The sequence below is a fragment of the Dyella sp. EPa41 genome, assembly GCF_016586165.1.
Classification (GTDB): Bacteria; Pseudomonadota; Gammaproteobacteria; order Xanthomonadales; family Rhodanobacteraceae; genus Dyella.
This window is the reverse complement of the sequence record NZ_BCPR01000055.1, coordinates 1-23,242: the sequence shown is the minus strand read 5'-3', so window position 1 is coordinate 23,242 and position 23,242 is coordinate 1. Positions and strand designations below refer to the sequence as shown.

The 23,242-nt window shown below is 66.6% G+C and carries 24 protein-coding genes and 1 riboswitch; of the genes, 18 read left to right on the top strand and 6 right to left on the bottom strand.

Features of this window, described 5'->3' with window-relative positions; all coding sequences use genetic code 11:
- Nucleotides 1-29: 29 nt before the first annotated feature.
- A complete protein-coding gene (locus tag JMF82_RS16110) occupies nt 30-176 on the bottom strand; it encodes a hypothetical protein (protein WP_201315575.1) in 147 nt (48 codons plus the stop codon).
- Nucleotides 177-304: 128 nt separating this feature from the next.
- Nucleotides 305-414, top strand: a riboswitch (Fluoride riboswitch).
- 64 nt (nt 415-478) lie between these two features.
- Between JMF82_RS16110 and crcB the strand changes: the two genes are divergently transcribed.
- The 12 genes from crcB (at nt 479) to JMF82_RS16050 (ending at nt 12,440) form a co-directional block, all read left to right on the top strand.
- Nucleotides 479-865: a fluoride efflux transporter CrcB gene (crcB, locus tag JMF82_RS16105; protein ID WP_201315574.1), complete on the top strand. Its 387-nt coding sequence runs from the start codon at nt 479-481 to the stop codon at nt 863-865.
- An 11-nt stretch (nt 866-876) separates the two neighbouring features.
- Nucleotides 877-1,212 (top strand): DUF190 domain-containing protein, encoded by a 336-nt coding sequence (locus tag JMF82_RS16100; RefSeq protein WP_201315573.1) that lies wholly within the window; start codon nt 877-879, stop codon nt 1,210-1,212.
- Nucleotides 1,213-1,295: 83 nt separating this feature from the next.
- Complete coding sequence (gene cfa, locus JMF82_RS16095) at nt 1,296-2,414, top strand: cyclopropane fatty acyl phospholipid synthase (RefSeq protein WP_201315572.1); 1,119 nt, start codon at nt 1,296-1,298, stop codon at nt 2,412-2,414.
- A 63-nt stretch (nt 2,415-2,477) separates the two neighbouring features.
- Nucleotides 2,478-3,518 (top strand): proline iminopeptidase-family hydrolase, encoded by a 1,041-nt coding sequence (locus tag JMF82_RS16090; RefSeq protein WP_201315571.1) that lies wholly within the window; start codon nt 2,478-2,480, stop codon nt 3,516-3,518.
- Between the two features lie 20 nt (nt 3,519-3,538).
- Entirely contained in the window at nt 3,539-4,414 is an 876-nt protein-coding gene (locus JMF82_RS16085; protein ID WP_201315570.1) for a TraB/GumN family protein, read from the top strand.
- Nucleotides 4,415-5,248: 834 nt separating this feature from the next.
- Nucleotides 5,249-7,486, top strand: a complete 2,238-nt coding sequence (gene parC / locus JMF82_RS16080; protein ID WP_201315569.1) for a DNA topoisomerase IV subunit A — start codon at nt 5,249-5,251, stop codon at nt 7,484-7,486.
- Nucleotides 7,487-7,778: 292 nt separating this feature from the next.
- The gene (locus JMF82_RS16075; RefSeq protein WP_201315568.1) at nt 7,779-8,291 is read left to right on the top strand and encodes a hypothetical protein; all 513 of its coding nucleotides are present in this window, start codon (nt 7,779-7,781) and stop codon (nt 8,289-8,291) included.
- 93 nt (nt 8,292-8,384) lie between these two features.
- The gene (locus JMF82_RS16070; RefSeq protein ID WP_201315567.1) at nt 8,385-9,419 is read left to right on the top strand and encodes a cytochrome-c peroxidase; all 1,035 of its coding nucleotides are present in this window, start codon (nt 8,385-8,387) and stop codon (nt 9,417-9,419) included.
- A 166-nt stretch (nt 9,420-9,585) separates the two neighbouring features.
- Nucleotides 9,586-10,425: an alpha/beta fold hydrolase gene (locus JMF82_RS16065; RefSeq protein ID WP_201315566.1), complete on the top strand. Its 840-nt coding sequence runs from the start codon at nt 9,586-9,588 to the stop codon at nt 10,423-10,425.
- Nucleotides 10,426-10,434: 9 nt separating this feature from the next.
- Complete coding sequence (locus JMF82_RS16060) at nt 10,435-10,800, top strand: EamA family transporter (protein ID WP_038616166.1); 366 nt, start codon at nt 10,435-10,437, stop codon at nt 10,798-10,800.
- Between the two features lie 4 nt (nt 10,801-10,804).
- The gene (locus tag JMF82_RS16055) at nt 10,805-11,242 is read left to right on the top strand and encodes an EamA family transporter (RefSeq protein WP_201315583.1); all 438 of its coding nucleotides are present in this window, start codon (nt 10,805-10,807) and stop codon (nt 11,240-11,242) included.
- Between the two features lies 1 nt (nt 11,243).
- Nucleotides 11,244-12,440 (top strand): DegT/DnrJ/EryC1/StrS family aminotransferase, encoded by a 1,197-nt coding sequence (locus tag JMF82_RS16050; protein WP_201315565.1) that lies wholly within the window; start codon nt 11,244-11,246, stop codon nt 12,438-12,440.
- Nucleotides 12,441-12,530: 90 nt separating this feature from the next.
- On the opposite strand, the gene JMF82_RS16045 is transcribed toward JMF82_RS16050, so the two are convergent.
- Together JMF82_RS16045 and JMF82_RS16040 are read right to left on the bottom strand one after the other, a co-directional pair.
- The gene (locus JMF82_RS16045) at nt 12,531-13,406 is read right to left on the bottom strand and encodes an arginase family protein (protein WP_201315564.1); all 876 of its coding nucleotides are present in this window, start codon (nt 13,404-13,406) and stop codon (nt 12,531-12,533) included.
- On the bottom strand, nt 13,393-14,451 hold the full coding sequence (locus tag JMF82_RS16040; protein ID WP_201315563.1) for a GNAT family N-acetyltransferase: 1,059 nt from the start codon (nt 14,449-14,451) through the stop codon (nt 13,393-13,395). The genes JMF82_RS16045 and JMF82_RS16040 overlap by 14 nt, the downstream gene beginning before the upstream one ends.
- A gap of 228 nt (nt 14,452-14,679) precedes the next feature.
- Here JMF82_RS16040 and JMF82_RS16035 point away from each other — a divergent pair, with 228 nt between their 5' ends.
- Both JMF82_RS16035 and JMF82_RS16030 read left to right on the top strand, forming a co-directional pair.
- On the top strand, nt 14,680-14,934 hold the full coding sequence (locus JMF82_RS16035) for a phosphopantetheine-binding protein (protein ID WP_201315562.1): 255 nt from the start codon (nt 14,680-14,682) through the stop codon (nt 14,932-14,934).
- 19 nt (nt 14,935-14,953) lie between these two features.
- Nucleotides 14,954-16,168 (top strand): beta-ketoacyl-[acyl-carrier-protein] synthase family protein, encoded by a 1,215-nt coding sequence (locus tag JMF82_RS16030; protein WP_201315561.1) that lies wholly within the window; start codon nt 14,954-14,956, stop codon nt 16,166-16,168.
- A gap of 39 nt (nt 16,169-16,207) precedes the next feature.
- On the opposite strand, the gene JMF82_RS16025 is transcribed toward JMF82_RS16030, so the two are convergent.
- Nucleotides 16,208-16,582 (bottom strand): YciI family protein, encoded by a 375-nt coding sequence (locus tag JMF82_RS16025; RefSeq protein WP_201315560.1) that lies wholly within the window; start codon nt 16,580-16,582, stop codon nt 16,208-16,210.
- Between the two features lie 410 nt (nt 16,583-16,992).
- Here JMF82_RS16025 and JMF82_RS16020 point away from each other — a divergent pair, with 410 nt between their 5' ends.
- The 4 genes from JMF82_RS16020 (at nt 16,993) to JMF82_RS16005 (ending at nt 20,642) form a co-directional block, all read left to right on the top strand.
- On the top strand, nt 16,993-18,012 hold the full coding sequence (locus JMF82_RS16020) for an amidohydrolase family protein (RefSeq protein WP_201315559.1): 1,020 nt from the start codon (nt 16,993-16,995) through the stop codon (nt 18,010-18,012).
- A 156-nt stretch (nt 18,013-18,168) separates the two neighbouring features.
- Nucleotides 18,169-18,675, top strand: coding sequence for a hypothetical protein (locus tag JMF82_RS16015; RefSeq protein WP_201315558.1), 507 nt, complete (start codon nt 18,169-18,171; stop codon nt 18,673-18,675).
- A 52-nt stretch (nt 18,676-18,727) separates the two neighbouring features.
- Nucleotides 18,728-20,008: a kynureninase gene (kynU, locus tag JMF82_RS16010; RefSeq protein WP_201315557.1), complete on the top strand. Its 1,281-nt coding sequence runs from the start codon at nt 18,728-18,730 to the stop codon at nt 20,006-20,008.
- A 151-nt stretch (nt 20,009-20,159) separates the two neighbouring features.
- Nucleotides 20,160-20,642 carry a nuclear transport factor 2 family protein gene (locus tag JMF82_RS16005; RefSeq protein WP_201315556.1) on the top strand — a complete coding sequence of 161 codons (483 nt, stop codon included), beginning with the start codon at nt 20,160-20,162 and terminating at the stop codon, nt 20,640-20,642.
- A 77-nt stretch (nt 20,643-20,719) separates the two neighbouring features.
- On the opposite strand, the gene JMF82_RS16000 is transcribed toward JMF82_RS16005, so the two are convergent.
- Complete coding sequence (locus JMF82_RS16000) at nt 20,720-21,985, bottom strand: glutamate-5-semialdehyde dehydrogenase (RefSeq protein ID WP_201315555.1); 1,266 nt, start codon at nt 21,983-21,985, stop codon at nt 20,720-20,722.
- The gene (gene proB, locus JMF82_RS15995; RefSeq protein WP_201315554.1) at nt 21,982-23,142 is read right to left on the bottom strand and encodes a glutamate 5-kinase; all 1,161 of its coding nucleotides are present in this window, start codon (nt 23,140-23,142) and stop codon (nt 21,982-21,984) included. The genes JMF82_RS16000 and proB overlap by 4 nt, the downstream gene beginning before the upstream one ends.
- Between the last annotated feature and the right edge of the window lie 100 nt (nt 23,143-23,242).

Below are 23,242 nucleotides of genomic sequence, written 5' to 3'. Positions count from 1 at the left end.
GCTCCCCTCGCGGGCCGTGGCCCTGGCCGTCAGCGCGGCCGGCGGCTTTCGTCCTCACGTACCTTGCCGCGTACGTACCAGGCGACGCCGAGGACGATCGTCACCATGACGATGCTGCCGCCGATTGCCAGCCAGCCGACCGGCTCCATGAGAATGGCATGCCAGATGGGATGCATCGTGCTTACTCCTCCGTGTGATGGTCCACCTGTCATAGCCGTGCGCGGCGCGCGGGTATTGACCTCCATCATCCTTGCCAGCGACACAGGCGCACCCGGCCATGACGCAGGCCGCGTCATCGGCTAGCATCGGCGCGGGAGATGGCATGCCTCCCGCACCTGCCACCTGCCGTTCCACGCGGAACGACGGCCGTCGGCAAGGGCAAACCACCTTCGGGTTGATGATGCCTGCACCACCGGACTTCCCGGGGCGCAGGCGTGTGCCTGTTTCCGGCTGGTCCCCCAGGCTTGAGGAGACGAACGTGGGCTTTAGCGGTTTTGTGGCTGTTGGCATCGGGGGAGCGCTGGGTTGCTGGCTGCGCTGGACCCTGGGCGTCTTGTTCAACCCCGTCTTCCCCACCGTGCCGCTGGGCACGCTGGCCGCCAACCTGCTGGGCGGCCTGTTGATGGGCATCGTGCTCGGCGTGTTCGACCACTTCCAGACCCTGCCGCCCGAACTGCGCCTGTTCGCGGCCACCGGTTTCCTGGGCGGACTCACCACGTTCTCCACCTTCTCGGCCGAATCGACCACCCTGCTGCTGCGACAGCAGTATCTTTGGTTCGGCGGGCATCTCGCGTTGCACCTGGTCGGCTCCATCGCGATGACCGTCTCGGGCATCGTCCTCACCCGCGCCGTGCTGCGCAGCTAAGAGGAAACGACATGGAAACCCAGGGCGTCCTGATCAGCTTCTACTGCCACACGCGTGCGCGTCACGACGGCAAGCTCGTTTACGAATGGCTGCTTGAACATGCCAAGAAGCACGGCATCGGCGGCGGTTCCGCCTTTCGCGCGGTCTGCGGCTATGGCCGGCATGGCGTGCTGCACGAGGAACAGTTCTTCGAGCTCGCCGACGATCTCGCCGTCAAGGTGGAGTTTTTGCTCAACCCGGAGCAGGCCAGGTCACTGCTCGACACGGTAAGGAAGATCGGCGTCGACGCAGTGTATGCAATCAGTCCCGCAAGCTTCGGTACATTGGGCAAGAACGCCGTGGACTGACGGCTGTGCTCGCCTCCAGGCAACGGCCGTGGGGGCACCTTGAATTCGCCAGCCAGGTCTTCGTCACGCCACACGAGGAACGCATGAGCCAGGATTCACTGAAGTCGCGCGCCGCCGCCCTGCTTGAGCAGGCGGGCATCCACCTCGATGGTTCCGCACCAACCGACCTGCGCGTGCACGACGAGCGCCTCTACGCACGCGTGTTCGCGCATGGCTCGCTCGGCTTCGGCGAAAGCTACATGGACGGCTGGTGGGATGCGGACGACCTCCCCGGCATGTTCACCCGCATGCTGCGCGCCCACGTCGACGCCGAGCTGAAAACGCTGGACACACTGCTCGTCCATCTCAAGGCGCGCTTCATCAACCTGCAGCGCGGCGAGAACGCCTTCGAGATCGGCAAGGTCCACTACGACCGCGGCAACGACCTTTTCCAGGCGATGCTGGGCAAGCGGCTGGTGTATTCCTGCGGCTACTGGGACAAGGCCAGCAACCTCGATGAGGCCCAGCTCGCCAAGCTCGACCTGATCTGCCGAAAATTGAACCTGCAACCCGGGCAGCGCGTGCTGGACATCGGATGCGGCTGGGGCGAGGCGCTGAAGTACGCCGCTGAGAACTACGGCGTGGAAGGCGTGGGCGTGACCGTTTCCCAAGAGCAGGCGGAGTTCGCCCGCGGCCTTTGCGCCGGCCTGCCCATCGATATCCGCCTGCAGGACTATCGCGACCTGGATGAACCGTTCGATGCGATCTTCTCCATCGGCATGTTCGAGCATGTCGGCGCACTCAACTACCGCACCTACTTCGAGGTGGCGCATCGCTGCCTGCGCGAAAGCGGCCTGTTCCTGCTGCATTCGATCGGCAGCAACAGCGCGCCGAGCAGGCCCGACCCGTGGATCGAGAAGTACATCTTCCCCAACTCGATGATCCCTTCCGCCGCGCAGGTGACGACCGCGCTGCAGGACCTGTTCGTGGTGGAAGACTGGCACAACTTCGGCGCCGACTACGACCGCACGCTCACCGCCTGGCGAGCCAACTTCGACGCCGCCTGGCCCGAGTTGTCCAAGCGCTACGACAACCGCTTCCGCCGCATGTGGCACTTCTACCTGTCGGTGTCCGCGGGGGTGTTCCGCAGCCGCCGCGACCAGCTCTGGCAACTCACGCTGAGCCCGCGCGGGGTGCCTGGAGGCTATCGCGCGCCGCGCTGAATCGCTTGCGCCCCCTGCGGCCGCGCACGATAGTGGGCGGACCGTTCCGGGGGGAAGGTACCCATGAAAGCACGTCTGTTCCTGCTGTTCGTCGCCGGTTGGCTGTGCTGCGGCCTGGCCATGGCCGCCCAGACGTCGGCACCGTCATCCTATTTCGACCGCAGCGGGCACGACGACGTGCTCGGCGGTGGCGTGAAGCAGATCGAGATCAACACGCCCAAGGGCAAGTTCCACGTCTGGACCAAGCGGGTGGGCAACAACCCCAGGCTCAAGGTATTGCTGCTGCACGGCGGCCCCGGCGCCACCCACGAGTACTTCGAGGCGTTCGACAGCTACTTTCCCGCGGCGGGCATCGAGTACTACTACTACGACCAGCTCGGTTCGGCCTACAGCGACCAGCCCAAGGACGAATCGCTGTGGACCACCGACCGCTTCGTCGATGAGGTGGAGCAGGTGCGCCAGGCGCTGCACCTGGACAAGGAAGATTTCTGCCTGCTCGGCCATTCCTGGGGCGGCGTGCTCGCCATCGAATACGCGTTGAAATACCAGCAGCACCTCAAGTGCCTGGTGATCTCCAACATGATGGATTCCATCCCCGCCTACAACGCATATGCGCGCAACGTGATCGAACCGGCGATGGATCCGAAGCAACTGGCCGAAGTGAAGCAGATGGAGGCCAGCGGCCACACCGACGACCCGCGCTACATGGCCATCCTCACGCCCATGCATTACGAGCAGCACGTGCTGCGCATGCCGCAGGCGCAGTGGCCCGATCCGGTCAATCGCGCCTTTGCGCATATGAACGAACAGCTGTACGCGTTGATGCAGGGGCCCAGCGAACTGGGCGCCAGCGGTCGACTGGAACACTGGGACCGCAGCAGGGACCTGCACCGGATTACCGTGCCCACCCTGGTGATCGGCGCGCGCTACGACACCATGGACCCGCGCTACATGAAGGCGATGGCGGCCAAACTGCCACATGGAGAATTCCTGCTGTGCCCCAAGGGCAGCCACATGGCGATGTACGATGACCAGCAAACCTATTTCGACGGCCTGACGCGTTTCCTGCTCGCCGTGGAGAACCAGCCGGCCGCTTCACACTGAGGCGCGCCCCAGGAGTCGTAGTGAAATTGTTCGCCCGCTTTGCCGCTGCCCTCGTCCTCAACCTGCTGCTGGTCGCGACGGCCTTCGCTACGCCTGGCTTGTGGGTCGTGCGGCAAGGCGAAGCCACCATCTACCTGTTCGGCACGGTGCACCTGCTGCCGTCGGACACCCACTGGAGCTCCCCGGCGCTGGACCAGGCGCTCGCCGAAAGCCAGCGGCTGAGCATCGAGATCGTCGACGACGACAGCCCCGCCATGCAGGCGCTGGTGATGCAGCACGGCGTGGACTTCGGCCACCCGTTGTCGACCAAGCTCGGCGATGGCGACATGCAACGGCTTGAGAAGGCGGCCGAAGAAGCCAAGGTCCCGGGCGGCGTGGCCGCGCTGCAACCGATGCGGCCCTGGCTGGCGGCGCTCACGCTGACGGTGGCGCCGTTGGTGCAGGCCGGCATGGACCCCAGCCAGGGCGTGGACAAGCAGCTCAAGGCGCGCATGCAGGAAGCCGGCAAGCCGGTCGACGGGCTGGAGACCTCCGAAAAACAGATCCGCATGCTGGCCGACCTGCCCGAACCGATGCAGCTGGATTTCCTGCGCCAGTCCTTCAAGGAAGTCGCCGACGGCCCGGCCAAACTGCGCGAACTGGTCGACGCGTGGCGCCGCGGCGACACCGACGCCATCGCGAAGGTCGAGGACGAAGACCTGCGCAAGGAAAGCCCGATGCTGTACCAGCGGCTGATCGTCGAGCGCAACCAGGCCTGGGCCAGGACCATCGCCGAACGGCTCAAGCAACCCGGCGTGAGCTTCATCGCCGTCGGCGCCGGCCACCTGGCCGGCCCGGACAGCGTGCAGGCGCAGCTGCGCAAGCTGGGCATCGAGAGCACGCGCATCCGCCAATAGCGACACCGCCCCCATCCCTTGTAGGAGCGCACCCAGTGCGCGACAAGCCTACGGAGCGGTGACGCCGGCACTCCGCGGTCGCCCACTGGGTGGGCTCCTACAACAGAGCGCACCCCTCCCCCTTCACCGGTTCTTGTAGGAGCGCACCCAGTGCGCGATAAGCCTACGGAGCGGTAACGCCGGGACTCCGCGGTCGCCCACTGGGTGGGCTCCTACAATAGAGCGCGCCCTTCCCCTTCACCGTCTTTTGTAGGAGCGCACCCTGTGCGCGACAAGCCTACGGAGCGGTGACGCCGAGACTCCGCGGTCGCCCACAGGGTGGGCTCCTACAGAACGGCGCGCCCTTCCCCTTCACCGACCTCTGTAGGAGCGCACCCAGTGCGCGATAAGCCTACGGAGCGGTGACACCGAGACTCCGCGGTCGCCCACTGGGTGGGCTCCTACAGAACGGCGCGCCCTTCCCCTTCACCGGCCTCTGTAGGAGCGCACCCAGTGCGCGACAAGCCTACGGAGCGGTGACACCGAAACGCCGCGGTCGCCCACCGGGTGGGCTCCTACAACAGGGCGCGTCCTTCCCCTTCATCCGCCTTTGTAGAAGCGCAGCCAGTGCGCGACCGCAACGCCCCGATACCCCGCAGTCGCGCAGATGAGGGAGGCCAGCGGGACAGCCGTTGTCGCTCCTGCGCCCCGTGGGCATTTCGCGCACTGGATGCGCTCCTGCAGGGCGGCATACGTTGGGCCGGCTCGCCCGCCCCCTCGCCCCTGCTCCCCCCTTTCTGGCAACATCGCCCGGTTAAGCGCGCCGCCCGCGCGCAGGCGAAATGACGTAACCGCATGAATCTGCAAGCCAATTTCGAACAGATCCCGCTCAAGGAGTACGCCGAGCGGGCGTATCTCGACTACTCGATGTACGTGGTGCTGGACCGCGCCCTGCCCTTCGTGGGCGATGGCCTGAAACCGGTGCAGCGGCGCATCGTGTATGCGATGAGCGAGCTGGGCCTGGCCGCCACGGCCAAGCCGAAGAAATCCGCCCGTACCATCGGCGACGTGATCGGCAAGTTCCATCCGCACGGCGACACCTCGTGCTACGAGGCGATGGTGCTGATGGCCCAGCCGTTCTCGTACCGCTATCCGCTGGTCGACGGCCAGGGCAACTTCGGCTCGCCGGACGACCCCAAGAGCTTCGCCGCGATGCGCTACACCGAGTCGCGCCTGAGCCCGATCGCCGAGGCCCTGCTGGGCGAGCTCGGCCAGGGCACGGTGGACTGGGTGCCGAACTTCGACGGCACGCTGGAAGAACCCAGCTGGCTGCCGGCGCGCGTCCCGCACGTGCTGCTCAACGGCTCGATGGGCATCGCCGTGGGCATGGCCACCGACATCCCGCCGCACAACCTGCGCGAAGTGGTGAGCGCGTGCATCCGCCTGCTGGATGATCCCGACGCCACCGTCGCCGACCTGTGCGAGCACATCCAGGGTCCGGATTACCCGACCGAAGCGGAGATCATCACGCCGCGCAACGAGTTGCTGGCGATGTACCAGGGCGGCACCGGCACGGTGCGCGCCCGCGCCGTCTACCACATGGACGACGGCAACATCGTCATCACCGCGCTGCCGCACCAGGTCAGCCCGTCCAAGATCCTCGAGCAGATCGCCGCGCAGATGCGCGCGAAGAAGCTGCCGATGGTGGAAGACCTGCGCGACGAGTCCGACCACGAGAACCCGATCCGCCTGGTGGTGGTGCCGCGCTCCAACCGCATCGATGCGGCCGAGGTGATGCAGCACCTGTTCGCCACCACGGACATGGAAAAGAGCTTCCGCATCAACCTCAACATGATTGGCCTGGACGGCCGTCCGCAGGTGAAGGACCTCAAGCGCATCCTCACCGAGTGGCTGCAATTCCGCACCACCACGGTGACGCGCCGCCTGGAGCACCGCCTGGCCAAGGTCGAGCGCCGCCTGCACCTGTTGGAAGGCCTGCGCATCGCCTATCTCAACCTCGACGAGGTGATCCGCATCGTCCGCACCGAGGACGAGCCCAAGCCGGTACTGATGGCGCGCTTCAAGCTCAGCGAGGAGCAGACCGACTACATCCTCGAGACCAGGCTGCGCCAGTTGGCCCGCCTCGAGGAAATGAAGATCAATGCCGAGCGCGACCAGCTCGAAGAGGAACGCGCGCGCATCAACGTGCTGCTGAAGTCGCCGGCCAAGCTCAAGGGCCTGATCAAGGAAGAACTGCGCGCCGACGCCAGCAAGTTCGGCGACGACCGCCGCTCGCCGCTGGTGCAGCGCGAAGCCGCCCAGGCGCTGGATGAAAGCGCGCTGGTGGCCAGCGAGCCGGTGACCGTGGTGCTTAGCACCAAGGGCTGGATCCGCGCCGCCAAGGGCCACGACGTCGACGCCGACGGCCTCAACTACCGCGAGGGCGACAGCCTGCTCGCCGCGGTGAAAGCGCGCACCACGCAGCAGGTCGCGGTAATCGACTCCACCGGCCGCAGCTATTCCACGCCCGCGCACACGCTGCCATCGGCGCGCGGCAACGGCGAGCCGCTCACTGGCCGCTTCAGCCCGCCCTCGGGCGCGAGCTTCGACGCGCTGGCCGCTGGCGACAACGACACACGCCTGATCCTCGCCACCGACCACGGCTACGGCTTCGTCACCCGCTTCGAGGCGCTCACCGGCCGCAACAAGGCCGGCAAGCAGATCATCACCCTGGGCGACGGCGCCAAGGTACTGGCGCCGCAGGTCAGCGCCGATCCGGCGCGTGACCGCATCGTGGTGGTCACCACCGAAGGCCACCTGCTGATGTTCTCGGTGGCCGAGCTGCCGGAACTGGACAAGGGCAAGGGCAACAAGCTGATCGACGTGCCCAAGGCCAAGCTCACCGCGGGCGTCAAGGTCGTCGGCATCGCCGTGGTCACCGAAGGCAAGGGTGAAGTGACGCTGTACGCCGGCCAGCGCAAGCTCACGCTGAAGTGGTCGAGCCTGGTCGAATACGGCGGCAACCGCGCCACCCGCGGCGGCCTGCTGCCGCAGGGCCTGCGCCGCGTGGAGCGCATCGAGACCACGGGCTGAATCCTGGCTCTCCGGTAGGAGCGCACCCAGTGCGCGACCGCGGCGCGACGGTGCACCGCGGTTGGGTACAGGCGGAAAACCCTGGGTAGCGCGCGTTTCCGCTTTCCCGCCCTGTTGGCTTTTCGCGCACTGGGTGCGCTCCTACAGCGCACTGGGTGCGTTCCTACAGGTGCGCTCATGCGCAGGCGTCGAGGGGAATTGGAACTTCGCGCCTGAACCAGGCATCCAAGGGAAACGTGTGCACACCGGCGACGGTCGCGCGTTACATGTCCTACGTCCCCGGAGTTTTTCCATGAAGACTGCCCGCGCCACCGCCTTCCTCGCCGCCTGCCTGCTGTCCGCGACCGCTTCGGCGCAGAGCAGCAACGCACCGCTGAATCTCAAGATTCCCGCGAACATGCCGGCCGCGGCGGCCAGCACCGCCGCGCCGGCGACCACCGATGCGGCCCAGGCTTCCGCTACCGCACCCAGTCCAGCCGCCCCGGCTCCGGCAACCCAGGCCAACGGCGGCAACAACGCCTACGCCAAGGACCCGCCGGGTACGTTTTACGGCGACCACAGCGGCCGCCTGGGCGATTCGCAGGCCGCCCTGGGCCAGCAGCCCGCTGTCACCTGCGACGACGCCACCTACAACCAGCCCCAGGTGCACGGCGCCGTGGGCATGGGCGTGATGTCCGGCAAGCATGTCAGCGGCAGTTACACCGGTGGTGGCGTCACGCTCAGCCAGGCCTTCGGCAGCTGCGAGCACCCCACCGGCGGCATGAGTATTTCAGTGAGCGGCACCAACTCGCATTACGGCCACTGACACGCCGCATGGCCGTGGGGTTGATACATATCAGCCCGTCGATAACCCGAATGCACTCTCCTTGCCGGGCTCGCCACGACAAGGAGATCCACCATGCGATCGATGCAAAAGGGCGCCATGGGGGCGCTGCTGCTACTGCCCCTGGCCCAGGCCCACGCCGACACCCTGCAGGACCGCGCCAGGGAACTGTTCAAGCCTGTTCCGGCGGCCGTCAGCGCGGTTGACGGCCAGCCCGTCACACCGGCCCAGGTCGCGCTGGGCAAGCAGCTGTTCTTCGATCCGCGCCTGTCCAGCAGCCAGGTGATCAGCTGCAACACCTGCCACAACGTGGGCACCGGCGGCGCCGACGACGTGCCCACCTCCACCGGCCACGCCTGGCAGAAGGGCGCGCGCAACTCGCCCACGGTGTTCAACGCCGTGTTCAACGTCGCGCAGTTCTGGGACGGCCGCGCCAAGGACCTGGAAGAACAGGCCAAGGGCCCGGTGCAGAACCCGGTGGAAATGCACAACACCCCGCAGAATGTCGAGCGGACATTGGCCAGCATGCCCGGGTACGTGCAAGCCTTCGGCCAGGCGTTTCCCGGCGACAAGGCCCCGGTGAGCTTCGGCAACATGGCCAAGGCCATCCAGGCGTTCGAGACCACGCTGGTCACCCCGGACTCGCGCTTCGACCGCTTCCTCCAGGGCGACGACAAGGCGCTCACGGCCGATGAGCGCAGGGGCCTCGAGACCTTCGTCGACAGCGGCTGCGCGGCCTGCCACAACGGCATCAACGTGGGCGGCCAGGGCTATTTCCCGTTCGGCCTGGTCAACCAGCCCGGCGAGTCGGTGCGGCCCAGTGCCGACAAGGGCCGCTTCGCCATCACCCGCACCGAAAGCGACGAATACGTGTTCCGTGCCGCGCCGCTGCGCAATGTGGCCCTCACCGCGCCCTATTTCCACAGCGGCCAGGTATGGAGCCTCAAGGAAGCCGTCGCGATCATGGGCAACGCCCAGCTCGGCAAGCGGCTCAGCGACGCCGACGTCGAGTCCATCACGCTGTTCCTCCATACCCTGACCGGCCGCCCACCGGAAATCGCCTACCCCACCCTGCCGCCGCGCACCGGCAGCACGCCGCCGCCGCAATAGAGCCGGGTTGACGCGCGGGGCGCCGGGTTGCGCCCCGCCACGCTGGCTGTCGAAAGTTCTCGGAAAGGGTGGGCCCGCAGACTGGCCCCATGGTCTATCTTCGCCTTTTCGCGCGCGCATCGTCGCGCCGTGCCTGCCCGCCGTCCGCGGTACCGGAGCTCTCCAAGTGATCCAGAACGTCGAGTTCCGCTTCGAGGGCGGTCGCAGCGGTGTGCTGCTGATTCATGGTCTCACCGGCACGCCGGCCGAGATGCGCCTGGTCGGCAAGGGCCTGAACCGCGCCGGTTTCAGCGTGTACGGCATGCAGCTGGCGGGTCACTGCGGCGACGCGAAGGACCTGCTCGCCACGAACTGGCAGGATTGGTACGCCAGCGTCGAGAAGGCTGCCGAACGGTTCCGCCAGGAAGTGGACCACCTGTTCGTGGCCGGCCTGTCGATGGGCGCGGTGCTCGCGCTCAAGCTCGCCGCCGATCATCCCGACTGGGTGAAGGGCGTGGGCGTGTATGGCGCGACCTTCAAGTACGACGGCTGGGCCACGCCGTGGTACGGCAAGTTCTCCTTCCTGCTGCCGCTGATCGACAGCCTCGGCATCGGCCGCAACTGGATGGTGCACGAGAAAGAACCCTACGGCCTGCGCGACGAGCGCCTGCGCCAGCAGATCAGCTCGCTGATGCTGGGCGGCGACAGCGCCGCGGCCGGCCTGCCGGGCAACCCGTGGCCGTCGCTGGCCGAGATGTACAAGATGGCCGCCGTGGTGCGCCGCGACCTTCCCAAGGTCAACGCGCCGTGCCTGATCGCCCACGCCACCGAAGACGACATCGCCAGCATCGAGAACGCCTATCTGGTCGAGCGCTCGGTGTCCGGTCCGGTGGAGACGCTGTGGCTGGAAGACAGCTACCACATGATCACCATCGATCGCGAACGCCGCCTGCTGATCGATCGCTCCGCCGCGTTCTTCCAGCAGATCGCCGCCACCTACGAACCTGCCGCCCGCGCTGCCGCGTAAGGAAGTCGCATGACTCCCTTGGTCGTTGCACTGTGGCTGCTGAACGTCACCCTCGACACCGTCGGCCAGCTCGCCTTCAAGGCGGCGGCCGGCGATCCTCGCGCGGGTGATGGAGTGGCGCGCTGGAAATACATGGCCTCGCGCCCGTGGATCTGGATCGGCGTGGTGTCGTATGTCGTCGAATTCCTGGTGTGGATCGCCTTCCTCTCGCTGGTCGATCTCTCCGAAGGCGTGCTGCTCGGCTCGATCAACATCGTGGTGATCATGATCGCCGGCCGCATCCTGTTCAAAGAAAAGCTGACCCCGCTGCGCGTCACCGGCATCCTGCTGGTGACCGCGGGCGTGGCCATCGTCGGCGTGGCCGGCGGAGGTTGACGTGGTGAATCGCGCCCGCTTCTACGCCATCGGCTTCACCATCCTGGTGCTCTTTGACACCCTGGTGCAGCTGAGCTTCAAGTACGCCGGCAACCACGCTTTCCCGCCCGAGGCGAATTGGGCCTGGATCGTGCGCGTGTTCGGCCATCCGTGGATCTACATCGCGGTGATCGGCTACATCGGCAACTTCTTCACCTGGATGACGCTGCTCAAGCACGCCCCCATCGGCCCGGCGTTCGCCGTCACCCACCTGGAAGTGGTCAGCGTGATGCTGTTCTCCGTGTGGCTGTTCCAGGAGCCTCTGACCTGGCCCCGCGTGATCGGCGCGGCGACCATCGTCGCCGGCATCATCTGCCTCGCTTTCGCCGAAAGCAGCGCGCACCCCGAACACGACGCATCCACCGAAGCCAAGGGTGCCCTGGGCGTCATCGCAGGGGACTGACGTGAGCCGCGAGCTGCCGCCCACCGCTGGACTGCCGCTCCGCCTCAACGACCTGTGGCCGGGCCGCGCGCCGTTCGCCGAACGCGTCGCGGCATGGCTGGGCGTACCGCATCTGCAGCTCGAATGCTCCGGCACCGCCGCCATGGTGGTGGCCTTGCGGGCCATGCATCGCCTGCGTCCGCAACGCGATGAAGTGATCGTGCCCGCGTGGACGTGCCCACTGGTGGCATTGGCCATCCATCGCGCCGGCCTGAAGCCGCGCCTGTGCGACCTGGCGGCGAACCATTTCGACATGGACATCGTGCAACTCGCCACGCTGGCGAACGCGAAAACGCTCGCCATCGTTCCCACGCATCTCGCCGGCCGCGTGGCCGACGTGAACGCCGCGCTGGACATTGCCCACCGCGCCGGCGCCTACGTGCTGGAAGACGCGGCGCAGGCGCTGGGCGCGCAACAGGAAGGCCGCAGTGTCGGCCTGCTCGGCGATGCCGGCTTCTTCAGCCTCGCCGTGGGCAAGGGCCTCACCTTGTTCGAAGGCGGCCTGCTGCTGACGCGCGACGTGGTGCTGCGCGATGCATTCGCCGCGAGCCACGACGCCATCATCCAGCCCGACGCGCGCATGGACTGGCAGCGCGCGCTGGAACTGATCGGCTATACCCTCGCCTACCGTCCCTCCCTGCTGCCGCTGGCTTATGGCCGCCCGCTGCGCCAGGCACTGGCGGCAGGCGACCCGGTGGCCGCCGTGGGCGACGATTTCGGGCCGGATATCCCGCTGCATACCGTGAGCCCCTGGCGCCAAGCCGTGGGCGCACGCGCGCTGGAGCGACTGCCCGACTTCCTGGACGCCACGCGCAAGCAAGCCTTGCCGCGTGTATCGCGCTTGCATCGCATACCGGGCGTTGCCGTCTTCGACGATGCCCCGGGGCAGCGCGGTACGTGGCCGTTCCTGCTGCTGACGCTGCCCACCCAGGCGCAGCGCGACAAGGCACTGCAGACGCTGTGGACGGCCGGCCTCGGCGTCTCCCGCCTGTTCATCCATGCCCTGCCCGATTACGCCTACCTTCGCGAGGTCGTACCCGATGCGCCGCTGCCGAACGCACGGGACTTCGCCGCGCGCTCGCTGACGATCACCAACAGTCCGTGGCTCGACGACGACACCTTCGAGTCGATCTGCCAGACGCTGGAAAAGTCTCTGTAGGAGCGCACCCTGTGCGCGACCGCGGCGTTGCTTCGTCATCGCTTCATCGGCTTTTCGCGCACTGGGTGCGCTCCTACAACGGCCGTTTGGTCAAACGCTGCTCTCGGCGATCGCCGCCAGCAAGCGCGTATTGAACGCGCGCTGTTGCGCCTGCCAGGCATCGAGTTCGCCCTGCGGAATCGGCTCCTGGCCGTCCATCCCGCTCAGCATCCGCTTCCACCACGTGCGGTAGCGGTAGGCGGACACTTCGCCGTTGATGTCGCTCGCCACGATGCGACCACGCAGCGCCTCGATGATGGCCATGGCGTGGTGTTCTTCCAACCGCCCCTGGTCCCAGTTGGTGCGTGCGGTATCGACGCTGAAGGCATCCTTGTCGATCGACAGGTAAGTGGCCTGCGGCGCCTGTTGCAGCTGCCGCACGAAGGCGCAGGTGAGTTCGTCCGGATCGTCGAAGCGCCGGAATGCATCGGCCAGGCCCAGCTTGGCCGCCCAGTCGACGTTCACGTCCATGCACCAGTAACTGAGCTTGCCGGCTTGCAGCGGACGCAGGTAGTTCTCCCACGCATGCTTCGCACCAATGTCACCCGAGGTGATGCCCACCACGTGCACGTGCGTGACATACGGCAGCATGGCGACCCGGCGCACCCACGAACCGCAATGGATGCCCCACGGAAATCGCATGTTGTCCGGATGGTTGTCGAACACCACCAACTGGAACGGACCGCGCGCGCGCTGCCGCTCCACCAGCGGCCAGGTGAGATGGTGATAGTCGCCCGACCCCATCAACACCGTGCCATGGCCGGCCGGCGCCTCGGCCTCGAGCTTCGTGCGTAACCGGTTGAAGGTGCGCAGCGTGCAGCCGAAGCGGATCGCCTCCTGCCAGTCCGACAGGGCAATCGTCGTCGCGCCCGGAATCTCGCCTACCGAGCTGTCGAAATCCAGAATCAGCGGTTCATGCCTGTTCATGCGTCGCCCATTGGCTGTCGCTTTCGAAGAACCGGCCCAGCTTGCGTGCCAGCATGCGCAGCAACGGGTTGCGCAGGTAGATCGCGTGCCGGGTCAGGGTGAATTTTGCACCCAGATAGGATTTGATTTCAGGGTCGGTCCAGCCCGCCACGTAGTGGGTCAGGCCCTGCTCTCGCGCAAAGGCCAGATTGTGGAACCAGCTGGTGAAATAAAGGTTCTGTTCGCGTGCCTGCGGATAGGCGAAGCCGACGTACTTGTCGATCAGCTTTCCTTCCACCACGAAGCACAGGTTCCAGCCGATCATCGCGCCCTGGTGGCGGTAGACGAACACGACGCCGCCATTGGCCGCATCGCGCAACACGGCGGCGAAGAAATCGCGGCTCAGCTTGTCGAAGTGGATGTCGCTCTGGGCGTACACGTTCTCGTAGAGCGCGTAGTACGCATCGATCGTCGCATCGTCGGCGAACATCGCATCGCCGCAGCGCACCGGTTCCACCATGACATCGTCGCGCTTGCGCAGCTTGCGCCGGATGTCCTTGCGGCGGCCCGGGGAAAGGCGTGCGAGGTATTCGTCCTCGCTGGCGAAATCGATCGGCACATAGGCCAGCGCCTGCCCTTCCAGCAGCACGAAGCCGCTGTCCGCACACGCATCGGCAAAACGGCGACACCATTGCGCGGCTTCCGCGTCGAACAACGGCGACGCCTGCGGAACGTCCTTGACGATCAGCAACCGTTGCCGGCGCCCCAGTTCATCGCGCAGTGCACGCGCGAGGGAGGAAGGCTCGGCCCCGCGCGGAAACAGCGCATATTCCGATACCGTGGTGCCCACGAACGCCGTACGCCAGCGCAGCAGCCGTCCCCACCAGCGGTAACCGGGGGCGTGCATGACTTTCGCCCGCGCCTCGGCGTCCGCCGTGGTGAGCAGGTCGAAGGGTGCCACGAAGGCCGGCGTACCCGCCGCTTCGAGCACGCGGAAACCGATGGGAGGATGCTCGGCGAAGCGGGCGACCAGGGCATCCGGCTCAAGCTGGTTCAGATACCGCACACGGCCATTCCAGTGGTTGCAGACCGCATAGCATAAGGCCCCGCACGCCCCCGCGGCAGACCCGGCCCCTGCCAAAGATTCGTGAAAGGCAGCCGCGGCACGATGACCGCGTACCGCTCCGTATGCACCGGCGTTCTGGACTTTGCCGTGACGGTTGGTCAGGCTTCAGCCGGAGGCATCCGAGCGATGCCGCACCACCCCGGCGCCATGGAACCCAGGAAAGCAAACATGAGCACAGTTCAGCAGGAAACCTTCGACATCATTGCCAAGCAGGCCAAGATCGACATCGCCACGATCAAGCCCGAGTCCACCCTCAAGGACCTTGGCATCGCCTCGCTGGACGCCATCGAAGTGCTGTTCGACCTGGAAGAACACTTCAACATCAACCTGCCGAACGAAGACACCGACTTCGACAACGGCACCGTCGGCCAGCTGGTCGAGGCGATCGAACGCCAGATCGCCCTGAAGGGCGCCGAGGGCTAAGCAAAGAGCCTGCTCAACTATGCGTCGTATCGTCATCACCGGCATGGGCGCGATCTGCGCCCTCGGCCACGATGCGCCTTCCGTGTGGAAGGCGATGACCGAAGGCCGTTCCGGCATCGGTCCCATCCATCACATCCAGCCGGGCCAGCTGCGCAACGGCGGCATCGCCGCGGAAGTCACCGACTACGATCCGGCCAACTTCTTCGACGATGCGCGCCGCTCGCTGCTCGATCCCTTCAGCGAATACGCGTTGATTGCGGCCAGGGAGGCCATCCGGCAAGCGGGCATCCGCTTCGAAGGCGAGGCGGCGTCGCGCACGGCGGTGGTGATCGGCACGGGTGCCGGTGGCGAAACGACGCGCGACGATCTCTATGAGCGCCTCTATGGCGAACACCAGGGCCGTTTCCACCCGCTGGGCATCGTGCGCATGATGATGAATGCGCCGGCGAGCCAGGTCAGCATGGTGCACGGCATCACCGGCCCCTCGTTCGTGGTGGCCAGCGCCTGTGCGTCGTCCAACCATGCGTTCGCGCAGGCGGCATTGATGATCCGCAGCGGCATGATCGATGCCGCCGTGGTCGGTGGCACGGAAGCCTGCATCACGCTGGGCACGCTGCGCGCATGGGAAGCCATGCGCGTGCTGGCCCCCGACACCTGCCGCCCCTTCAGCCAGGGCCGTCGCGGCCTGGTGCTGGGCGAAGGCGCGGCCATGTACGTAATCGAAACGCTGGAGTCCGCTCGCGCACGCGGCGCGGAGATCATCTGCGAGCTGGTCGGTACCGGCATGAGCTCCGACGCGGGCGATATCGCCGCCCCGTCGGACATCGGTGCGGCCGCCGCGATGACCATGGCGCTGCGCGACGGCGGCCTGTCACCGGACGAGGTGGACTACATCAACGCGCACGGCACCGGTACCGTGGCAAACGACAGCACCGAGACGCGCGCGATCCACCGGGTCTTCGGCGAACATGCGCGCGAGCTGCTGATCTCCTCGACCAAGCCCATGCATGGCCACGCGCTGGGCGCCGGTGGCGCGCTGGAACTGGTGGCGGCGATCGGTGCCATCCATGCCGGCATCGTGCCGCCAACGCTCAATTACCTCGGCCCCGATCCGGCCTGCGACCTCGACTACGTTCCGAACGAAGCGCGGGAGCACAAAGTGGACGTCGCCATCAGCAACTCGTTTGCTTTCGGCGGCCTCAACGCGGTGGTGGCGATCCGCCGCGCACCGTAAGGCCATGCGCGCTTCTCTCCCGGCCCGGGAGGGGAGCCTTCAGGCGCCGACCCGCTGCCTCACGGCATCCATGTCTCGCACCGGGCGCACTTCTATCCGCCCCGTGCGCGCCCACGGAAATGAACTGGCGATGCGCATGGCTTCGTCCATGTCCTCGGCCTCGATCAGATTGAAGCCGCCGAGGTATTCCTTGGCCTCGGCAAACGGCCCGTCCATCACGCTCATCTTGTTGTCGCGCATGCGCAGCGACTTGGCCTGTGCCGGCGATTCGAGCTGCATGGAATCGAGCAGGCAACCCTCGGCGCGCAGGGCATCGGCCTTTTCGAAACAGCCCTTCATCATGGTGTCGAACTCGCCTTGCGGCAGCGCGTCGAGCAGGGTGTCGTCGTTGTAGATCATGACCAGGAACTTCATGTTGCCTCCCATGGCAAGCGCGGCGTGATCGCGCTCCCCATGATGCCGCCATTGGGTGACGGATGCACGTTCAGGGGGCGTCCCACGGTCATGTGCGACCGCGGCACGACGCCGTCATGCCGAGGGCCTACACTCAGCGCCTGTTCAACATTTTTGGCATGGCCCGCGCCGGGAGCTGTTCGCGCACAGGCCAAGGAAGAACGAGGGCGCGTATGTCGATACATAACCGAATGATGACGCTCGCATGCGGGCGGACAGACCCGGCCCGGCGGGTTGCCCTTGCGCCCCCGCCAGCAAGCGAAGCGCGGCTTGACCTGACAGTCAGCCAGGCACTGCGGCACGCCCGGCGCCCTGGCGGGCGCGGATGGGCAACGCGGGCCATGCCGAGATATTGAACAGGCCCTCCGTCCATGCTCAAGATCGATACCCACGCCCATATCCTGCCCCGCGACTGGCCCAACCTGGCGGCCAAGTACGGCGACGAACGCTTTCCGGTGATGATCCACAACGATGGGCGCCACCGCATCTACAAGGACGGCAAGTTCTTCCGCGAGGTATGGGACTCGGCGTTCGACCCGCGGCAGCGCATCGACGATTACGCGCGTTTCGGCGTGGACGTGCAGGTGGTATCCACCGTGCCGGTGCTGTTTTCCTACTGGGCGCCGGGCTACCAGGCGCTGGAACTGCATCGCCACCTCAACGACAGCATGGCGGCGCTCTGCAATGCCTATCCGCGCCATTACGCAGGCATTGGCACGGTGCCGTTGCAGTCGCCTGAACTCGCCGTCCGCGAGCTGGAACGCTGCATCGATGAGCTGGGCCTGCAAGGCGTGCAGATCGGCTCGCATTGCAACGACTGGAACCTGGACGCGCCGGAACTGTTCCCCTTCTTCGAGGCCGCCGCCGACCTCGGCGCCGCGGTGATGGTGCACCCCTGGGACATGATGGGCGCCGCCAGCATGCCCAAGTACTGGCTGCCCTGGCTGGTGGGCATGCCGGCCGAGCAATCGCGCGCCGGTTGCTGCCTGGTGTTCGGCGGCGTGCTGGAGCGCCTGCCCAGGCTGCGCGTGATGCTGGCCCACGGCGGCGGCAGTTTCCCCTGGAGCATCGGCCGCATTGAACACGGCTTCCGCATGCGCCCGGACCTGGTGGCCACCGACAACCCGCGCAACCCGCGCGAGTACCTGCAACGGCTGTATTTCGACTCCTGCGTGCACGACCCGCACGCGCTGCGCTATCTCCTGGATGTGACCGGGGTCGAGCGCGTGATGCTGGGGACCGATTATCCTTTCCCGCTGGGGGAACAGCATCCTGGCAGCGGCATCGAGGCTTTGGGCCTGGATGATGTTGCCCGCGCGCAGCTCTTCCATGGCACGGCCCTGGAATGGCTGGGGCTGCCCTTGCACCGATTCGAACCCAACGCCGCCTAGCCCTCCGGGTTGCCCTGTGCTCTGCAGTGGCCGTCATGCACCAGCCCGCGGCTTGTCCATGCGAAAGTATGGGCGGCGCCACGGTCTACCACCTCACGGCCACTGCAGAGCAACGCGACGTATTTGGATGATGAAAACAGACCCTCAGGAGCAGGCATGAGTTTCCTCCGCACCACGGTTTTCGCCGCCGCCCTCGTGTTGGCCGGCGCATCGCAAGCCACCGACGTCAGCATGGCGGGCGGCAGCGTCAGCTTCAGCACGCCCGACCAGTGGGTCGGCATCATGGAAACCCAGGGCGATCCGGAAGTGCGCGTGTTCCAGGTGCCCGACTCCTCGCCGACCGGCAGCAACAGCCTCGCCCGCGTGACCGTGACGGTGAAGCAGGTATCCGACGTGGCCGCCTTCCAACAGTACGTGAGCGGCGCGATGAGCAAGGCGAAATCGCTCACCGGCTATCAGGCCGCCACCGGCCAGGGTGCCGACAACTTCGCGTACACGGCGCAGGAAAACGGTGCCCCGTACAGCTACAGCGAGCGCTACTGGTTCAAGGACAACCACGCCATCCAACTGCGCTGCGTGCGCCCCACGCAAAGCCAGGCGGGCGCCCAATGGAAGACCGCCTTCGACAAGGGCTGCGATGCCATCGCGGCACGACTGAAGTAAGCTGCCCCCTTCTCGCCGCGCCACCCGGCGCGGCGCACAGAAGAGAGTTGCCATGTCCGCAGGCTACGAAGCCACCCTCGCCTGGGCGCAGGCCCAGGATGCCGCCGATCCGCTGCGCGGCTTTCGAGACGAGTTCCTGATCCCACCACACGAGGATCGCGACAGTCACTACTTCTGCGGCAATTCGCTTGGCCTGCAGCCACGCGCCGTGCGTCCTGCACTGAGCGCGGAACTGGACTACTGGGGCGAGCTGGGCGTTGAAGGCCACTTCAGGGGCCGCCTGCCGTGGATGGACTATCACGAATTCGTGCGCGATGACCTCGCCACCGTCGTGGGCGCGCAGCCGCATGAAGTGGTGGCGATGAATACGCTGGGCGTGAACCTGCACCTGATGATGGTGAGCTTCTATCGCCCGACCCCGGAGCGCTACGCGATCCTGCTTGAGGCAGGCTCCTTCCCGACCGATCGCTACGCGCTGGAATCGCAAGTACGCTTCCATGGTTTCGATCCGGCCACGGCGTTGATCGAACTGGAAAGCGACGAACCGAACGGCACGATCTCGATGGAAGCGATCGAGCGCGTGCTGGCCGAACATGGCTCGCGCATCGCGCTGGTGATGCTGCCGGGCATCCAGTACCGCACCGGCCAGGCCTTCGACCTTGCCGCCATCACGCGCCTCGCCAATCGCCACGGCTGCATGGTGGGCTTCGACCTCGCGCATGCCGTGGGCAACCTGCCGATGCAGTTGCACGACAGCGGCGCCGACTTCGCCATCTGGTGCAGCTACAAGTACCTCAACAGCGGGCCGGGCGCTGTCGGCGGCGCCTTCGTGCACGAGCGTCACGCACGCACCACCCTGCCCCGCTTCGCCGGCTGGTGGGGCCACGACAAGACCACGCGCTTCCAGATGGGGCCGCAGTTCGAACCTACCTATGGCGCGGACGGCTGGCAGCTCAGCAATCCGCCGATCCTCGCGCTCGCGCCGCTGCGCGTGTCGCTGGAAATCTTCCGCCGCGCTGGCATGCAGCGCTTGCGCGACAAGTCGTTGCGCCTCACCGGCTATCTCGAATGGCTGGTGCACAGCGAGTTGGGCCAGGCGCTGGAGGTTGTCACGCCCCGCGACCCCGAGCGTCGCGGCGCCCAGCTGTCCATTCGCGTGCTTGGCGGCCGCGAGCGCGGCCGCTCGCTGTTCGAGCACCTGATGGAACACGGCATCATCGGCGATTGGCGGGAACCGGATGTCATCCGCATCTCGCCCACACCGTTGTACAACCGTTTTGCCGATTGCATGGCTTTTGTCGAAGGCGTGCGCGGCTGGTCCGTGCGCGGCTGAGTGCGTGACCCTGCGGACGCTTACCGAAGTCCGCAGACAGTTCCGGGCACCCGCAGCGGAGGCGCCCCATGGGGCGGCCATCTGGCCGTCCATTTGGCAGCACACGGATGTATCCCACGCTTCGCAAACCATCCACCGAGGGGAGACCGCGATGTTCAAGCCGAGCCTGTACTGCCTGCTCCTGCTGCTGGCGCCGCTCGCGACCTACGCAGGCCAGCCGGACGGCATCCCTTCCGGCGATGCGCTGGTCAAGACGGTGAACGAGCTCGACACCAAGGTGTTCGACGCCTACAACACCTGCGACCTCGACGCGTTCGGCAAGTACTTCGCCGACGACGTGGAGTTCTATCACGACAAGGGCGGCCTCATGACCTCGCGCGAAGCCGTGGTCGACGCCACCCGCAAGAACATCTGCCACAAGGTGCGCCGCGAGCTCGTCGGCACACTCGAGGTTTACCCGATCAAGGATTTTGGCGCCATCGAAGCCGGCACCCATCGCTTCTGCGCCATCGGCAGCAAGAGCTGCCAGGGCCAGGGCAAGTTTCTCCACATCTGGCGCTACAAGGATGGCCAGTGGCAGATGACCCGTGTGGTGAGCTACGACCACCGCAGCCTGGAAGATCCCGTCAAGTAAGGCGCAAGGCCTGCACCAGCCATCCGCTGCGTGGCGCGGCGGTATTGCCCCGCCCCGGGTGCCGCAGCGACACCGCGTCAGCCGATGCGGCTCTCCGCGTGACGGACCTGCCCGTCGCCATGCACCACGAAGCGCTCGATGGTGAGCGACTCGGCGCCCATCGGCCCGTATGCATGCAGGCGAGTTGTCGAGATACCAATCTCGGCACCCAGGCCCACCTGCCCGCCATCGGAAAAACGCGAAGAAGCATTGACCATCACGACCGCCGAACGCAGCGACTGCACGAAGCGCCGTGCGGTCGCCTCGTCGCGGGTGGCGATCACTTCGGTATGGTCCGAGCCGTAGCGACGGATGTGTCCGATCGCATCGTCCAGGCTGTCGACCACGCGGATGGCCAGGATCAGATCGAGGAACTCGGCCGCGTAATCGTCGTCGCTGGCACAAGCCGCCTGCGGCACGAGCGAACGCGTGGAGTCGTCGCCGCGCATCTCCACTCCGCGATCCTTCAGCGCAGCCGCAGCGAGCGGGAGGAACGTGGCGGCGACTTCCCGGTGGACGAGCAACGTCTCCAGCGCATTGCACACGCCCGGGCGGGAGGTTTTTCCGTCGACCAACAGGTTGAGCGCCAGCGCGAGATCAGCCGCGCGATCCACGTACAGGTGGCATACGCCCTTGTAGTGCTTGATGACGGGCACGCGGGCATGCTCGGTGACGAAGCGGATCAAGCCCTCGCCGCCGCGGGGAATGGCGAGGTCGACGATGTCGCTCAGCTGCAGCAGCTCGATCATCGTTTCCCGCCCAAGATCTTCCACCAGCGTGATGGCCGCCCTGGCCAGTCCATGGGCGTCGAGCGCCTGGTGCAGCGCCGCGGCGATCGCGCGATTGGAATGGATCGCTTCGGAGCCGCCACGCAGGATCACGCTATTGCCGGCCATCAGGCAAAGAGCCGCGGCATCGGCGGTCACGTTGGGTCGCGCCTCGTAGATCATCGCCACGACGCCCAGGGGAATGCGGACGCGCTCGACGACGATGCCATTGGCTTGTTGCTCCCGGCGCGTCACGACGCCCACGGGATCGGGCAACGCGGCCACCTGGCGCAAGGCCTGCGCCATGCCGGCAACGCGCCCGGCATCCAGGTGCAGGCGGTCGAGCATGGCGCCTTGCACGCCCTTGGCCGAGGCAGCCTGCATGTCGCGGGCGTTCGCATCGAGAACATGGGCCGTGTTGCGTTCCAACAACGATGCCATGTCACGCAACAGGGCACGCTTGGCCTCCGTGCCAAGCATCGCCATGGCAGGTGCCGCATCCTGGCAGGCCAGCGCCAGCGAACGGATCTCGCTCATGCCTCGCTTTCTCCTGTTTCGACTTCCACGATGGCAGCCAGGTCATCACGATGGATGATCTCCGCGCCATAGCTGTAACCCAGCAAGGATTCGATCTCGCGGCTGTGCTTCCCCGCCAGTCGGCGAGCTTCGGCAAGGCCGTACTGGCTGAGGCCGCGCGCAACATGCCGTCCCGCCTCGTCGACGATCTCGACCAGATCGCCGCGATGAAACTCGCCACTCACGTCGAGCACACCACCGGGCAGCAGCGAGGCCCGGCCGCCAACCAATGCACGTACAGCGCCGGCGTCCACGTGGATACGCCCGGGTGACGCGGGGGCATGCCGCAGCCAATACTTGCGCGCCTGCATGCGGCTGCGCCCCGTGGCGAACAATGTGCCGCGCAGCTGGTTCTGCCCGAGCAGGCTGACGGTCGCCTCGTCGCGGCCACTGAACAATGCCGTGGGTATGCCCGCGGCGGCGGCCTTGGCTGCTGCCTCGAGCTTGGTGCGCATGCCTCCCGTGCCGACGGCGCTGCCGCTGCCGCCAGCCATGGCGAGCACCTCCGGGGTCAGCGCATCCACGTGCGTGACCGGCGCGGCGCCGGGATCGCGACGCGGATCGGCGCTGTAGAGCGCGTCGATGTCCGAGGCGATCAGCAGCAGGTCCGCATCCACCAGCGCGGCCACGATGGCCGCCAGGTTGTCGTTGTCGCCCAGCTTCAGCTCGTCCACCGCCACCGTGTCGTTCTCGTTCACGACTGGCAGCACGTCCAGCGCAAGCAACTCGCGCAACGTCGCGCGGGCATTGAGGTAACGGCGGCGATTGCGCAGATCGTCATGGGTCAGCAGCACTTGCGCCACCGGGCGGGAGCTGAGCGACTGCCAGAGCGCGATCATGGGCGTCTGTCCCAAGGCAGCCAGGGCCTGGCGCGCGGCCAGGTCGCCGCCAGCAGGCGCGTGTGCGCGCAATTGCGCGCGACCGGCGGCGACGGCGCCCGAAGAAACCAGCACGACCTGCCGGCCCTCCACCCTGCTGGCCGTGATGAATGCCGCGAGCGCCTCCGCATAACGCGCGGTGAGGCCGCCGCCATCGGCAGCCAGTAGATTGCTGCCCACCTTGAGGACGGCACGCCGCCACGAAGGCAGCGCCTGGCTGGCGATGACGATGGGGCTCATGTGGCGGGCTCCTCGATCCGATCGCCATGGCTGCGCGGCGAGGAAACCACCAGCATGCGCGTCACGGCCGACGAATCGTTGCGCACCTGATGTGCCATGC

Excerpts from the sequence above, each read along its gene's own strand:
- JMF82_RS16110 (WP_201315575.1), bottom strand. The coding sequence starts at position 176 with ATGCATCCCATCTGGCATGCCATTCTCATGGAGCCGGTCGGCTGGCTG.
- JMF82_RS16070 (WP_201315567.1), top strand. The coding sequence starts at position 8,385 with ATGCGATCGATGCAAAAGGGCGCCATGGGGGCGCTGCTGCTACTGCCC.
- JMF82_RS16045 (WP_201315564.1), bottom strand. The coding sequence starts at position 13,406 with ATGAACAGGCATGAACCGCTGATTCTGGATTTCGACAGCTCGGTAGGC.
- JMF82_RS16035 (WP_201315562.1), top strand. The coding sequence starts at position 14,680 with ATGAGCACAGTTCAGCAGGAAACCTTCGACATCATTGCCAAGCAGGCC.
- JMF82_RS16100 (WP_201315573.1), top strand. The coding sequence starts at position 877 with ATGGAAACCCAGGGCGTCCTGATCAGCTTCTACTGCCACACGCGTGCG.
- cfa (WP_201315572.1), top strand. The coding sequence starts at position 1,296 with ATGAGCCAGGATTCACTGAAGTCGCGCGCCGCCGCCCTGCTTGAGCAG.
- JMF82_RS16020 (WP_201315559.1), top strand. The coding sequence starts at position 16,993 with ATGCTCAAGATCGATACCCACGCCCATATCCTGCCCCGCGACTGGCCC.
- JMF82_RS16075 (WP_201315568.1), top strand. The coding sequence starts at position 7,779 with ATGAAGACTGCCCGCGCCACCGCCTTCCTCGCCGCCTGCCTGCTGTCC.
- JMF82_RS16060 (WP_038616166.1), top strand. The coding sequence starts at position 10,435 with ATGACTCCCTTGGTCGTTGCACTGTGGCTGCTGAACGTCACCCTCGAC.
- JMF82_RS16090 (WP_201315571.1), top strand. The coding sequence starts at position 2,478 with ATGAAAGCACGTCTGTTCCTGCTGTTCGTCGCCGGTTGGCTGTGCTGC.
- parC (WP_201315569.1), top strand. The coding sequence starts at position 5,249 with ATGAATCTGCAAGCCAATTTCGAACAGATCCCGCTCAAGGAGTACGCC.
- kynU (WP_201315557.1), top strand. The coding sequence starts at position 18,728 with ATGTCCGCAGGCTACGAAGCCACCCTCGCCTGGGCGCAGGCCCAGGAT.
- JMF82_RS16005 (WP_201315556.1), top strand. The coding sequence starts at position 20,160 with ATGTTCAAGCCGAGCCTGTACTGCCTGCTCCTGCTGCTGGCGCCGCTC.
- JMF82_RS16030 (WP_201315561.1), top strand. The coding sequence starts at position 14,954 with ATGCGTCGTATCGTCATCACCGGCATGGGCGCGATCTGCGCCCTCGGC.
- JMF82_RS16000 (WP_201315555.1), bottom strand. The coding sequence starts at position 21,985 with ATGAGCGAGATCCGTTCGCTGGCGCTGGCCTGCCAGGATGCGGCACCT.
- JMF82_RS16015 (WP_201315558.1), top strand. The coding sequence starts at position 18,169 with ATGAGTTTCCTCCGCACCACGGTTTTCGCCGCCGCCCTCGTGTTGGCC.
- JMF82_RS16025 (WP_201315560.1), bottom strand. The coding sequence starts at position 16,582 with ATGAAGTTCCTGGTCATGATCTACAACGACGACACCCTGCTCGACGCG.
- proB (WP_201315554.1), bottom strand. The coding sequence starts at position 23,142 with ATGAGCCCCATCGTCATCGCCAGCCAGGCGCTGCCTTCGTGGCGGCGT.